The 12,757-nt window shown below is 70.2% G+C and carries 11 protein-coding genes; 7 read left to right on the plus strand and 4 right to left on the minus strand.

All coding sequences use genetic code 11. The annotated features are described in order from the left end of the window. Window positions 1-232: 232 nt before the first annotated feature. Entirely contained in the window at window positions 233-1,420 is a 1,188-nt protein-coding gene (locus tag ABZ624_RS20010) for a globin domain-containing protein (protein WP_360090272.1), read from the plus strand. Between the two features lie 350 nt (window positions 1,421-1,770). On the opposite strand, the gene ABZ624_RS20015 is transcribed toward ABZ624_RS20010, so the two are convergent. Beyond that, entirely contained in the window at window positions 1,771-2,223 is a 453-nt protein-coding gene (locus tag ABZ624_RS20015) for an Rrf2 family transcriptional regulator (protein ID WP_360090275.1), read from the minus strand. 154 nt (window positions 2,224-2,377) lie between these two features. Here ABZ624_RS20015 and ABZ624_RS20020 point away from each other — a divergent pair, with 154 nt between their 5' ends. From ABZ624_RS20020 to ABZ624_RS20030, 3 genes are all read left to right on the plus strand, one after another. Continuing rightward, window positions 2,378-3,055, plus strand: coding sequence for a DUF3105 domain-containing protein (locus tag ABZ624_RS20020; RefSeq protein WP_360090278.1), 678 nt, complete (start codon window positions 2,378-2,380; stop codon window positions 3,053-3,055). Continuing rightward, window positions 3,055-3,687: a DUF305 domain-containing protein gene (locus ABZ624_RS20025; protein WP_360090281.1), complete on the plus strand. Its 633-nt coding sequence runs from the start codon at window positions 3,055-3,057 to the stop codon at window positions 3,685-3,687. Before ABZ624_RS20020 ends, ABZ624_RS20025 begins: the two co-directional genes overlap by 1 nt. A gap of 261 nt (window positions 3,688-3,948) precedes the next feature. After that, on the plus strand, window positions 3,949-5,901 hold the full coding sequence (locus ABZ624_RS20030; protein WP_360090284.1) for a S53 family peptidase: 1,953 nt from the start codon (window positions 3,949-3,951) through the stop codon (window positions 5,899-5,901). 203 nt (window positions 5,902-6,104) lie between these two features. On the opposite strand, the gene ABZ624_RS20035 is transcribed toward ABZ624_RS20030, so the two are convergent. From ABZ624_RS20035 to ABZ624_RS20045, 3 genes are all read right to left on the minus strand, one after another. Then, window positions 6,105-7,154 carry an endonuclease/exonuclease/phosphatase family protein gene (locus ABZ624_RS20035; RefSeq protein ID WP_360090287.1) on the minus strand — a complete coding sequence of 350 codons (1,050 nt, stop codon included), beginning with the start codon at window positions 7,152-7,154 and terminating at the stop codon, window positions 6,105-6,107. Between the two features lie 186 nt (window positions 7,155-7,340). Beyond that, window positions 7,341-7,970 (minus strand): TetR/AcrR family transcriptional regulator, encoded by a 630-nt coding sequence (locus ABZ624_RS20040; protein WP_360090290.1) that lies wholly within the window; start codon window positions 7,968-7,970, stop codon window positions 7,341-7,343. A gap of 76 nt (window positions 7,971-8,046) precedes the next feature. Beyond that, complete coding sequence (locus ABZ624_RS20045) at window positions 8,047-9,633, minus strand: MFS transporter (protein WP_360090293.1); 1,587 nt, start codon at window positions 9,631-9,633, stop codon at window positions 8,047-8,049. Window positions 9,634-9,840: 207 nt separating this feature from the next. Between ABZ624_RS20045 and panB the strand changes: the two genes are divergently transcribed. From panB to ABZ624_RS20060, 3 genes are all read left to right on the plus strand, one after another. Beyond that, window positions 9,841-10,707, plus strand: a complete 867-nt coding sequence (gene panB, locus ABZ624_RS20050; RefSeq protein WP_360090296.1) for a 3-methyl-2-oxobutanoate hydroxymethyltransferase — start codon at window positions 9,841-9,843, stop codon at window positions 10,705-10,707. A gap of 207 nt (window positions 10,708-10,914) precedes the next feature. Then, window positions 10,915-11,940: an ATP-binding cassette domain-containing protein gene (locus ABZ624_RS20055; RefSeq protein WP_360090299.1), complete on the plus strand. Its 1,026-nt coding sequence runs from the start codon at window positions 10,915-10,917 to the stop codon at window positions 11,938-11,940. Then, window positions 11,937-12,749: an ABC transporter permease gene (locus ABZ624_RS20060; RefSeq protein WP_360090302.1), complete on the plus strand. Its 813-nt coding sequence runs from the start codon at window positions 11,937-11,939 to the stop codon at window positions 12,747-12,749. Before ABZ624_RS20055 ends, ABZ624_RS20060 begins: the two co-directional genes overlap by 4 nt. The last annotated feature ends 8 nt before the right edge of the window (window positions 12,750-12,757 follow it).

The raw sequence follows: 12,757 nt of genomic DNA on the forward strand, positions 1-12,757 counted from the left end.
CACCACAACACCATTTCGTGCGCGTTGCGGACCTTGGTCGCCCGAGCGTCCTCGGTCCGAACGCCTCTCGTACGGCAGGTGTACTGCTCTCTCTCGCCCATCTTGCCTGCTCGGACCGACATCCGTAATGGCCGGTCCGCTTCGCGACGTGAGGGACACCACGCGCGCTTAATTTGCATCTCAGATGCAAGTTTTCATAGCGTTTCGATCAGTCGAGTCGTGAGGAGTCCCGATGCTGTCCGAGCAGTCCGCAGCCACCGTCCGCGCCACCCTCCCCGCCGTAGGCGCGGCCATCGGCGAGATCACCGAGCGCTTCTACGCCCGCCTCTTCGCCGCCCACCCCGGACTGCTGCGGGACCTGTTCAACCGCGGAAACCAGGCCTCCGGCGCCCAGAAGCAGGCCCTCGCCGGCTCCATCGCCACCTTCGCCACGCACCTGCTGCAGCACCCGGACACCCGGCCCGACGCGATGCTCGGCCGCATCGCCCACAAGCACGCCTCGCTGGGTGTCACGCCCGAGCAGTACGACGTCGTGCACGAGCACCTCTTCGCCGCCATCGCCGAGGTGCTCGGCGAGGCCGTGACGCCCGAGGTCGCCGCCGCCTGGACCGAGGTCTACTGGCTGATGGCGAACGCGCTCACCGCCATCGAGAAGCGGCTGTACGAGGAGAGCGGCAGCCAGGTCCGGCGGCCGTGGGAGGTCGTGGAGCGCGTCGAGGAGACGGCGGACGTCGTCACCTTCCGGCTGCGCCCGGCCGACGGCGGCCCGGTGCGCGACTTCCGCGCCGGTCAGTACGTCTCCGTCCAGGCCGAGCTGCCCGACGGCGCCCGCCAGATACGGCAGTACAGCCTGTCCGGGGCGCCGGGCGAGAGCGTGCGCCAGTTCAGCGTCAAGCGCGTGAGCGGCGACGGCGCCACCCCCGACGGCGAGGTGTCGAACCACCTCCACGCACACGTGCGGGCCGGCGACGTCCTGGACCTGTCCGAGCCGTACGGCGACCTCGTCCTGGACAGCGACGCCGAAACCCCCCTGCTGCTCGCCTCCGCCGGCATCGGTGTGACCCCCATGGTCGCCATGCTGGCCGACCTCGCGGCCACCGGCCACCAGGGACCGGTCACCGTCGTCCACGGCGACCGCTCCCCCGCCGACCACGCCCTGCGCGCCGACCACGAGACCTACGCCGGGAAACTCCCGGAGGCGTCCGTGCACTTCTTCTACGAGCGCGACGCGGAGCCGGGCACCCGCACCGGCCTGGCCGACCTCACCGGCATCGCCGTACGGCCCGGCACGCGCGCGTACCTGTGCGGGCCGCTGCCCTTCATGCGCGCGGTCCGCGCGCAGCTGATCGAGCAGGGCGTGGCCCCGGCCGACATCCACTACGAGGTGTTCGGCCCGGACCTGTGGCTGGCCCGGGGCTGAGCCCCTCGGTCGTCAGGCTCGTCCGGCGCCGAAGCCGCGGGCGCCCTCCCGGCCGGTCTCCTGGTTCTCCGCCATGTACGGGCACAGTTCCTGCTCGTAGGCGGCGAAGGCCTCGGTGTGGTCGCCGCCGGACTCGGCGAGGTGCCGGGTCAGGGGGCGGGCGCCGGCCAGGGCCTGGGAGGTGCCGATGGGCGACGCCGGCTACTGCGCCGCCCACGTCGGGGCCGAGCCTTCACCAGCCCCCGGTGATCAACGCCGGTTTCCGGCCAGGGGATGTCAACCGCGCTGCAGCGCGACCAGCCACGACGAACCCGCGGACGACCGACGTCCGACGACCGACGTCCGACGCCTCAGTCGCGTTCCGGCCCCCGGGAGATCCCGAGCAGCAAAGGCCCGGTCGGCCCGGAGACGATGTCCGCCACCGTGACGGAGTCCAGTGCGGCGAAGAAGGCCTCCTGCGCCCGGCGCAGCGCGCCGCGCAGGCGGCAGCCGGAGTTCAGGGGGCAGGGAGCCGTACCCGTCGCGCCCTCGCAGTCGACCACGTCGCCGTCGCCCTCGAAGGTGCGCACCAGCGCGCCGACCGAGGCCGTACGGCCCTTCCCGGTGAGCGTGAGACCGCCGCCCCGGCCGCGCCGGGCGTCGACGAGGCCCAGGTGCTGGAGTTCGGCGACGACCTTCGCGGTGTGCGTGTAGGGCACGTCCATGTCCGCCGCGACCTGGCGGGTGGTGGGCGTGGCGTCGGCGGCGACGGCCAGTCGCATCAGGACGCGCAGGGCCAGGTCGGTGGAGCGCAGGAGCCGCATACCACGAGCGTAGGTAATACGCATCCACGGTTCAAATTATCCCTCGGCCCCCTCTTCTTTGCCTCGCCCGGCCTACGGCAGCCCGCCCCCTCCCCATTACGATCAGCGGGCCCCACCCTTCCCGTTGCCGGCCCTTACCCCCAGAAGGACACTCATGGGTTCCGCCAAGAACAGCAGCGCGGCGCGCAAGGCGCGCATAGAAGAGATACGCCGTGCCGAGCGTGCGCGCGAGCGCCGCAACCGCGTGCTCACCGTCGCCGCGAGCGTGGTGGTCGTCGGCGGGCTGGTGGTCGGCGGTGTGGTCCTCGTGAACTCCCAGTCGGACAACAGGAAGAACAGCGCGAGCGACTCCAAGAGCTCCACGAGCTCCGGGGACTCCGGGCACTGGACCACCGGCAAGAACGGCGTGCAGGCCTGGTCCGGCAAGCTGGCGCGGACGCACGTCCAGACCAAGGTGTCGTACCCGATGCACCCCCCGGTCGGCGGCAACCACAACCCGGTCTGGGCGACCTGTGACGGCACCGTCTACACCAAGCCGCTGCAGGACGAGAACGCCGTGCACTCGCTGGAGCACGGCGCGGTCTGGGTGACATACACCAGCAAGGCGAAGAAGGCCGACGTCGACGCGCTGGCGGCGAAGGTGAAGAAGACGTCGTACTCGCTGATGAGCCCGTACGAGAACCAGGCCGCCCCGCTGATCCTGTCCGCCTGGGGCCACCAGGTGAGCGTCAAGAGCGCGGACGACCCCGAGGTGAGCAAGTTCTTCGCCGCCTACGTCCAGGGCCCGCAGACCCCCGAGCCCGGCGCCCCCTGCACCAGCGGGGCGATGTAGTGAAGCGGCGGCACGTCGGACGGCTCGCCGGGGCCGCGGCGGCGGTGCTCGTCGCGGCGGGCGCGATCACCTACGCGGTCACCGAGGACACCGGCGACTCGGACCCGAAGACGCCGGGCCCGGAGTCGGCGGACGCCGGGTTCGCGCGGGACATGGCGGTCCACCACCAGCAGGCCGTCGAGATGTCGTACATCGTCCGGGACCGCACGGAGAACAAGGAAGTGCGCAGGCTCGCCTACGACATCGCGCAGACGCAGGCCAACCAGCGCGGCATGCTGCTCGGCTGGCTGGACCTGTGGGAGCTGCCGAAGGTGTCGGCCGAGCCGCCGATGACCTGGATGGGCATGGGCGACATGGCCTCCGGCAAGGACGGCGCGCTGATGCCGGGCATGGCGACGAACACGGAGCTGAGGAAGCTCCAGTCACTGAGCGGCAAGCAGGCCGAGATCCTCTATCTGCAGCTGATGACGGACCACCACAAGGGCGGGATCCACATGGCCGAGGGGTGCGTGGCCAAGTGCACCGTCGGCGTGGAGAAGCGGCTCGCGCAGGGCATGGTCGACGCGCAGCAGTCGGAGCTCCAGGTGATGGCCGGGATGCTGAAGGAGCGGGGAGCGGCGCCGCGTTCGTGAAGAGCGGTGTGTGAAGAGCGGTATGTGAACAGTCGCCGGGCCGTTCCGTTACCCAACCGTGAGGAACGAAAGGCGCAATTCGCCCCAGCTGACGGGCACTTGAGCTTCTCTTGACCTTTACGTTCCCCTGGCATGAACGGTTCATCGACAGAGTGACCCGCATCATGTGATCCATTGACCGGCCGAACCGCCGCGGGCCGGCGCGCGGACGCGTGACGTACCGACCACTACATGCATGCGAACCGCATCGCAGGGGGTTCTATGAGATCCAACCGCGCCAAGCTGCGCGCCGTGAGCATGGCAGCGACACTGCCCATGATCGCCGGCGCTCTGGCGCTGGGCATACCCGCGGCACACGCCGCGGGCAGCCCCGCTCGTGACGCTCTGAAGGGCACCAAGCCGCTGTGGGCCACGCCCAAGGCGGACAAGGGCGCGACTCCGGACAGCGCCCCGGTGAACGCCCGGGTCTACTTCGCCGGCAAGGACGCGGCGGGCCTCGCCGCCTACGCCAAGGCCGTGTCCGACCCCAGCTCGCCGCTGTACGGCAAGTACCTGAACGCCAAGAAGGCGCAGGCCCGCTTCGGGGCCACCAAGGCCCAGGTGGCCGCCGTCAAGTCCTGGCTGACGTCGGCCGGTCTGAAGGTCACCGAGGTCACCCAGCACTATGTCGCCGTCTCCGGTGACGTGGCCGCCGCCGAGAAGGCGTTCGGCACCCAGCTGCACAACTACGCCAAGGGCTCGGCGACCTACCGCGCCCCCGCGCAGACGGCCTCCGTGCCGGACAGCCTGAAGGGCGCCGTCCTGACCGTCACCGGTCTGGACAACGCCCCGCACAAGTCCAACCACGACGACCAGCTGCCGCCGCCGGACGCCGTGTTCAAGAACTCGGGCCCGTTCTCCTCGTACTACGGCTCGAACACCGCGACCACGCTGCCCGACGCGTACGGCCAGAAGATCCCGTACGCCATCAAGGGCTACACCGGCAAGCAGCTGCGCTCCGCCTACGGCGCGGGCAGCTACACCGGCAAGAACGTCCGCATCGCCATCACGGACGCCTACGCCTCGCCGACCATCGCCTACGACGCCGGCAAGTACGCGCTGAAGAACGGTGACGCGGCCTGGAAGACCGGCCAGCTGCACCAGGTGCTGCCGAAGAACTACACCAAGACCAAGGAGTGCGGCGCCGCCGGCTGGTACGGCGAGGAGACCCTCGACGTCGAGGCCGTGCACGCGGTCGCCCCGTCCGCCGACGTCACCTACGTCGGCGCGGCCTCCTGCTACGACGCCGACCTGCTCGACTCGCTCAGCAAGGTCGTCGACAACCACCTGGCCGACATCGTCTCCAACTCCTGGGGCGACATCGAGGCCAACCAGACCCCGGACCTCGCCGCCGCCTACGACCAGGTCTTCCAGCTGGGCGCGGTGCAGGGCATCGGCTTCTACTTCTCCTCCGGTGACGACGGCGACCAGGTCGCCAAGTCCGGTACGAAGCAGGTCGACACCCCGGCCAACTCGGCGTGGGTGACCGCGGTCGGCGGTACCTCCCTGGCCGTCGGCAAGGGTGACACGTACGAGTGGGAGACCGGCTGGGGCACCGAGAAGTCGACCCTGTCGACCGACGGCAAGAGCTGGACCAGCTTCCCCGGCACCTTCACCTCGGGCGCGGGCGGCGGCACCAGCAAGACGGTCGCCCAGCCGTACTACCAGAAGGGCGTCGTCCCGGACTCGCTCGCCAAGGCCAACAGCGCCGACGGCAACCGCGTCGTCCCGGACATCGCGGCCATCGCCGACCCGAACACCGGCTTCCTGGTCGGCCAGACCCAGACCTTCCCGGACGGCTCGCAGCAGTACAGCGAGTACCGCATCGGCGGCACCTCGCTCGCCGCTCCGGTGATCGCGGCGGTCCAGGCCCTGGCCCAGGAGGCGCGCGGCGGCAAGGCGATCGGGTTCGCCAACCCGACGATCTACGCCAAGTACGGCAAGAATGGCGTCTACCACGACGTCACGGACAACCCGACGGGCTCCGGCCTGGCGGTCGCCCGCGTGGACTTCGTCAACGGCCTGGACGCCAAGGGCGGCCTGCTCTACTCGGCCCGCAGCCTCGGCAAGGACAGCTCCCTGTCCGCGGTGAAGGGCTACGACGACGTGACGGGCGTCGGCTCGCCGGCGGACGGGTACGTCGCGTCGTACGCGAAGAGCGCGAAGCAGCACTGACGCTCCGCTGAACGGAAGGGGGCCCGGGGTCGTGGAGACCCCGGGCCCTCTGCGCTCCGGGAAGGCAGCCGGAGGACACATGTGCCTCACCAGAGCCACGGCCGGCGGGTCAGTGGTGCAGGGCGCCCGACTCCTCCGGCAGGTGCGAGGTGATCACTCGGCCACCCGACGGAGTCGGGTGACAACCTCGCTGTTCCACCGGGTTACGAGGACGTGTCCAGCTTCACACGGGCGGCCACCGGAAGGTGATCGCTGCCGGTGCGCGGCAGCGTCCAGGAGCTCTCCGGCTCCACGCCCCTGACCATGATCTGGTCGATCCGCGCCATCGGGAACGACGCCGGCCAGCTGAACCCGAAGCCGCTGCCGGCCGCGCCCTGCGTGGAGCGCATCTGGGAGGTGACGGCGTTGAGCGAGCGGTCGTTCATCGTGCCGTTCAGGTCGCCGAGCAGGACGACCCGCTTCAGGGGCTCGTCGGCGATGGCCTCGCCGAGCGCGTCGGCGCTCTTGTCGCGCTGGCGGGCGGTGAACCCGGCCTCCACCTTCACCCGCACCGAGGGCATGTGGGCGACGTACACCGCGACGGGGCCGTGCGGGGTGGTGACCGTGGCCCGCATCGCACGCTTCCAGCCGAGCTTGATGTCCACCGCCTGCACATCGCTCATCGGGTACTTGCTCCACAGGCCGACCGTGCCGACCACCGCGTGGTACCGGTACGTCGGTGCGAGCGCCTGCTCGTAGACGGCCACGGCCGTACCGGGGACCTCCTCCAGGGCCAGCACGTCGGCGCCGGAGGAGGCGACGTCACGGGCGGTCAGGGCGGGGTCGGGGTTGTCGGCGTTGACGTTGTGGGTCGCCACCATCAGGTCACCGCCCGAGCCCGACTTGTCCGTGAGCAGCCCGCCGAAGAGGTTCAGCCACACGATCGCCGGGAGCAGTACGGCGATGAGCGCGGTCGCCGACTTCCGGATCAGGCCGAGCAGCAGCAGGACCGGGATGGCGAGGCCCAGCCAGGGCAGAAACGTCTCGGTCAGACTGCCGAGGTTGCCCAGCCGGTTGGGGATGCGCGAGTGCACCAGCATCACCAGGGCGAGGAGCAGGGCGAGAACCGCGAGGATGATGCCGCGGCGCCAGATCCGTGGATCCCCTCGCCACCCGCCGAGCAGGCGCTGCGTCAGGCGCCGAAGCCGGGATCCCGGTCGCTCGGGCCCCGAGCCGCCGTCCGCCGTCTCCGTCATGTACGCCTGCTGCGCCATACCATCTGCCTCACTGCCTGCTGTGCACACCGTCGTCCCCCGTGTTCTTCCGACCCTAGGGGATGATCGGCTCCGATCCCGCCGTCCCATGACGGCCGTACGGAAGACGAGGACGAAAGAGGCGGGGCGGGGAGTTCCGTTCCGCCCGAGACAGCCAGGGTCTGTGACGAAACGCGCACATGAGTGCTACGAGGCTGTCGAGCTGACGGGCCGTAGGCCTTCCAGGACGGTGTCGACGATCTGCTCCGCCAGGCCGTCGGGCAGGTCGGCGTCCGGGCGCAGCACGGCCCGGGTGAGCATGGGGCCGACGAGCATGTCGTTGGCCAGTTCCACGTCCACATCGGTGCGGAGTTCGCCGTTGCGCTGTCCGCGGCGCAGCACTTCCAGGCCGAGGGCGCGCCGTGGCGCCACGGCGTTGGCGTGGTACGCGGCCCAGATCCTGGGGCTGCTCTTCATCTGGGCGTGGGCGTTGTGCAGGAGCGCCGACGTCCGGCTGGCGAGGCCGCGCTGACGCAGGTTCTCCAGCAGGACGACGAGGTCGTCGCGCATGGAGACGCCGGGGAGTTCGGGGTCGGCGGGCTCAGCGGCACGCACGACGTCGATGAACAGTTCCTCCTTGCCGTTCCAGCGGCGGTAGATGGTGGCCTTGCCGACCCCGGCGGTGCGGGCGATGCGCTCGATGGAGAGTTCGGCGAGGGGTACGCCGTCCTCCAGGAGCTTCATCACGCCCTCGATGATGGCGCGTTCCACGGCCTCACTACGGGGCCTGCCCCGTACGGGGCCGTGCGGTCGCGGCCGGCTTTCGGCAAGGCTCACGTCGATCCGTCCTCTCGGTGTGCTGCGGGAATTGTCCCGCAGCCGCCTCCTTCCCCCGTTGAGCTGCGGGTCCGCGTCAGTCGGCGGCCGTGACCAACTCCGTTTCCTTCTCGCCCTCCTCGGCGGCGGGCGGCCTGCCCGGCAGGAACAGGGCGGTGACGACGGCGCCGATCAGTGCGACGCCCACCCCGCACAGCGCGGTGACGTGCATGGCGTGCAGGAACGCGTCGTCGGCGGGCGTGACCAGGGCCTTGCCCCGTGGGCCGAGCTTGCCGGCGATGCCGAGGGTGGCCTCGACGGACTCGGCGGCCTTGTCGCGCAGGGCGGGCGGCAGCGTGCCGAGCTTGTCCTCGATGCCGTTGCGGTACGAGGTGGCGAGCACCGAGCCGAGGACGGCGATGCCGAGCGCGCCGCCGACCTGGCGGAAGGTGTTGCTGAGCGCGGAGGCGGAGCCGGCCTTCTCGCGCGGCAGCGCCTGCATGATGACGACCGAGGTGGGCGTCATGATGTGCGCCATGCCGGTGCCCATGAGGAAGAAGACGACCTCCAGCAGCCAGATCGGTGTGTCGGCCTCGAACGTGGCGAACATCGCCAGCGTCGCCGCGATCAGCACCAGGCCGGCGGTGGTGGTGGCCTTGTTGCCGAACCGGTCGACCAGCAGCCGGGCACGCGGTGCGAAGATCAGCTGGGCGGCGGCGAGCGGCAGCATCAGCGCACCGGACTCCAGCGGGGAGTAGCCGCGCACGCTCTGGGTGTAGAAGACGCCGAAGAACGTGACGCCCATCAGCGCGAAGAAGACCAGCGCGATGGCGCCCATGGCGGCCGAGAAGACCTTGTTCTGGAAGTAGGTGACATCGAGCGACGGGTGGTCGCTACGCTTCTCGAAGATGACGAACGCGGCCAGCACGACAAGACCGGCACCGATCGTCGCCAGCACCTTGGTGTCGGTGAAGTCGGCCAGCTCGCCGCCCTTGATGATGCCGTAGACCAGCAGGACGAGGCCGACGACGGACAGGACGACGCCGACGGGGTCGAGGCGGCCGGGCTTGGGGTCACGGGAGTCGGGCACCAGCCAGACCATCAGGACCAGCGCGAGGACCACGATCGGCACGTTGACGAAGAAGACCGAGCCCCACCAGAAGTGGTCGAGGAGCGCGCCGCCGGTGATCGGCCCGATGGCGATGGCGAGGCCGACGCCGCCGGCCCAGATACCGATGGCCTTGGGCTGCTCCGCACGCTCGAAGACGTTCATCAGGACGGCGAGGGTGGCGGGCATGACGAAGGCGGCACCGAGGGCCATCAGGGCGCGGTAGGCGATCAGCTGGCCGGGCGAGCCGGACTCGGCGGCCAGCATCGAGCCGATGCCGAACACGGCGATGCCGCCGAGCAGCACCTTCTTGCGGCCGAGGCGGTCGCCGATGAGACCGGCGGTGAACAGCAGACCGGCGAAGACGAGGGTGTAGGCGTTGATCGCCCACTCGATCTCGCTCTGGGTGGCGCCGAGGCCGGTCGGCGCGGGGCTGGAGATGGTCTTGATGGCGACGTTGAGGATCGAGTTGTCGAGCACCACGATCAGCAGGCTCAGCATGAGCACGCCGAGAATCGCCCAGCGGCGCCGGTGCACCGCTTCCGGTATCCGAGAGGCAGGGACGGAACTTGTCATATGTTCAACACTACGGCCATTTCGATACGGAACCGTCTCGTATCTTAACTATTTACCAGGGCCTTACACGCGGGCCCCTGCGGGCCCCTGCCGGGCCCGGGCGGGGATCAGGGGCCCCCTCTGGTCCTGGCTGGCACGAGGTGCCACCATGGAGTCGATCCGGGGACGCCGTCAGGGCGCCTCGAGATGACTGAAGGAGCCGTTGCCATGACGCAGCTTTCGGCTGCCCAGAACAAGCCCTCCGACGGCAGCAAGGCGCTGTACGGGGGGAAGGGCACCCGCCGCATCACCGTCCGCGACATCACGCTCGCCAAGGAGCGGGGCGAGAAGTGGCCCATGCTCACCGCCTACGACGCGATGACCGCGTCCGTCTTCGACGAGGCCGGGATCCCGGTGATCCTGGTCGGCGACTCGGCGGGCAACTGTCACCTCGGGTACGAGACGACCGTGCCCGTCACCCTCGACGAGATGACGATGCTGTCGGCGGCCGTGGTCCGCGGCACGCAGCGCGCCCTGATCGTCGGCGACCTCCCCTTCGGCACCTACCAGGAGGGCCCGGTGCAGGCGCTGCGCTCGGCGACCCGGCTGGTGAAGGAGGCCGGGGTCGGCGCGGTCAAGCTGGAGGGCGGCGAGCGCTCACACGAACAGATCCGGCTGCTGGTGGAGTCCGGCATCCCGGTCATGGCCCACATCGGGCTGACCCCGCAGTCCGTCAACGCGATGGGCTACCGCGTGCAGGGGCGCGGCGAGGAGGCGGCGCAGCAGCTGCTGCGGGACGCGAAGGCCGTGCAGGACGCGGGCGCCTTCGCGGTCGTCCTGGAGCTGGTGCCGGCGGAGCTGGCGGCCGAGGTGACGCGGGTACTGCACATTCCGACGGTGGGCATCGGCGCCGGGCCGGAGACGGACGCGCAGGTGCTGGTCTGGACGGACATGCTCGGGCTGACCTCCGGCCGGGTCCCGAAGTTCGTCAAGAAGTACGCGAACCTCCGTGAGGTCATGGGCAACGCGGCGAAGTCGTTCGCGGACGACGTCGTCGGCGGGACCTTCCCGCTGGAGGAGCACTCCGTCCACTGAGCCATTGCGGCAACACGGGCAGCCCGCCGATCTTCCCCCGTCGGCGGGCTGACCCCTTTCTGCGCCTGAGCCGGCGCCGCTCTCGCGGAGGTGGTTGCTCGCCGTCGTGGTTCCTCAACGGATGGTTGCGGTGGTCGTCGGGAACTCGTCGGTGGCTGTCGGTGGCTTGTCGGTGGTTTGTCGGTGGGCCCTGGCACTGTCTGACGCATGACGCGAATCGATGACAACCCCGCCGGCGGGGGCCACGCGGTGACGGTACGGGGACTGGTCAAGCACTACGGCGAGACCAGGGCGCTGGACGGTGTGGACCTGGACGTACGCGAGGGCACCGTGATGGGTGTGCTCGGCCCGAACGGCGCCGGCAAGACCACCCTCGTACGGATCCTGTCCACCCTGATCACCCCGGACGCCGGCCAGGCCACCGTGGCCGGCTACGACGTCGTACGGCAGCCCCGCCAGCTGCGCCGGGTGATAGGCCTCACCGGACAGTACGCATCCGTCGACGAGAAGCTGCCCGGCTGGGAGAACCTGTACATGATCGGCCGGCTGCTGGACCTGCCCCGCAAGGCAGCCCGCGCCCGCGCCGACGAGCTGCTGGAGCGCTTCTCCCTGACGGAGGCGGCCAGGCGGCCGGCGCGCACCTACTCCGGTGGTATGCGGCGGCGGCTGGATCTCGCCGCCTCGATGATCGGCCGGCCGGCCGTGCTGTACCTCGACGAGCCGACCACCGGGCTCGACCCCCGTACCCGCAACGAGGTGTGGGACGAGGTCAAGGCGATGGTCGGCGACGGTGTCACCGTGCTGCTGACCACCCAGTACATGGAGGAGGCCGAGCAGCTCGCCTCCGAGCTGACCGTGGTCGACCGCGGGAAGGTCATCGCGCAGGGCGGCATCGAGGAGCTGAAGGCCAGGGTCGGCGGGCGCACGCTGCGCGTGCGCCCGGTGGATCCGCTGCAGCTGCGGCCGCTCGCCGCCATGCTGGACGAGCTGGGCATCACCGGGCTCGCCTCCACCACCGTGGACACCGAGACCGGCTCCCTGCTGGTGCCGGTCCTCAGCGACGAGCAGCTGACCGCCGTGGTCGGCGCGGTCACCGCGCGCGGCGTCACGATCTCCTCCATCACCACCGAACTCCCCAGCCTGGACGAGGTGTTCCTGTCCCTCACCGGCCACCGCGCCAGTGCCCCGCAGGACACCACGCCCGCCGACTCCCGCGAAGAGGTCGCCGTATGAGCGCCACCACGACCATGTCGTCCGCCGATGCCCGGATCCCGTTGCGCGGCCATCTGCGGCACACCGGCGCCCTGCTGCGCCGCAACCTGCTCTGGATCCGCCAGGACCCGGAGTCGATGTTCGACGCACTGCTGATGCCGATCGTCTTCACCCTGCTGTTCGTGTACGTCTTCGGCGGCTCGATCGGGCAGGCACTGGGCGGCGGTCAGCACCGGTACGTCCAGTACGTCGTCCCCGGCCTCATGGCCATGACCAGCCTGTCCATGGCCCAGGGCGTCGGCACCGGCTTCAACCAGGACTTCAACAGCGGTGTGATGGACCGGTTCCGGTCCCTGCCGATCGGCCGCGGTTCCGTGCTCTTCGCGAAGATCGCGGTGGAGCTGGCCCGGATGCTGATCGCGACGGCCGTCCTGCTGGTGGTCGGTGTCCTGGTGGGCTTCGACATCACCAACTGGCCGGGGCTCTTCGCCGCCGTGGGCCTGGCCACGCTCTTCGCCTCGTCGATCATGTGGGTGTTCATCACCCTCGGTGTGATCATGAAGAACGCGCAGTCCGTGCAGGCGATGGGCTTCCTGGCACTGTTCCCGCTGCAGTTCGGCTCGTCCATCTTCGCGCCGACCAAGTCGATGCCGGGCTGGCTGCAGCACTTCACCGACTACAACCCGATGTCCGGCCTCGCCGACGCGGCGCGCGGTCTGATGGTGGGCGGCCCGGTCGCGCACGGCCTGTGGGTGACGCTGGCCTGGTCGGTGGGCATCACCGCGGTGATGGCACCGGTCGCGATCCACAAGTTCCGCACCAAGAGCTGAGCCGTGGC

The sequence above is a fragment of the Streptomyces sp. NPDC007205 genome, from assembly GCF_040634095.1.
In the GTDB taxonomy this organism is placed as follows: Bacteria; Actinomycetota; Actinomycetes; order Streptomycetales; family Streptomycetaceae; genus Streptomyces.

What these genes read in the sequence shown, in the direction of transcription:
- ABZ624_RS20060 (WP_360090302.1), top strand. Translation starts at nt 11,937, where the DNA reads ATGAGCGCCACCACGACCATGTCGTCCGCCGATGCCCGGATCCCGTTG.
- panB (WP_360090296.1), top strand. Translation starts at nt 9,841, where the DNA reads ATGACGCAGCTTTCGGCTGCCCAGAACAAGCCCTCCGACGGCAGCAAG.
- ABZ624_RS20035 (WP_360090287.1), bottom strand. Translation starts at nt 7,154, where the DNA reads ATGGCGCAGCAGGCGTACATGACGGAGACGGCGGACGGCGGCTCGGGG.
- ABZ624_RS20055 (WP_360090299.1), top strand. Translation starts at nt 10,915, where the DNA reads ATGACGCGAATCGATGACAACCCCGCCGGCGGGGGCCACGCGGTGACG.
- ABZ624_RS20010 (WP_360090272.1), top strand. Translation starts at nt 233, where the DNA reads ATGCTGTCCGAGCAGTCCGCAGCCACCGTCCGCGCCACCCTCCCCGCC.
- ABZ624_RS20045 (WP_360090293.1), bottom strand. Translation starts at nt 9,633, where the DNA reads ATGACAAGTTCCGTCCCTGCCTCTCGGATACCGGAAGCGGTGCACCGG.
- ABZ624_RS20015 (WP_360090275.1), bottom strand. Translation starts at nt 2,223, where the DNA reads ATGCGGCTCCTGCGCTCCACCGACCTGGCCCTGCGCGTCCTGATGCGA.
- ABZ624_RS20020 (WP_360090278.1), top strand. Translation starts at nt 2,378, where the DNA reads ATGGGTTCCGCCAAGAACAGCAGCGCGGCGCGCAAGGCGCGCATAGAA.
- ABZ624_RS20030 (WP_360090284.1), top strand. Translation starts at nt 3,949, where the DNA reads ATGAGATCCAACCGCGCCAAGCTGCGCGCCGTGAGCATGGCAGCGACA.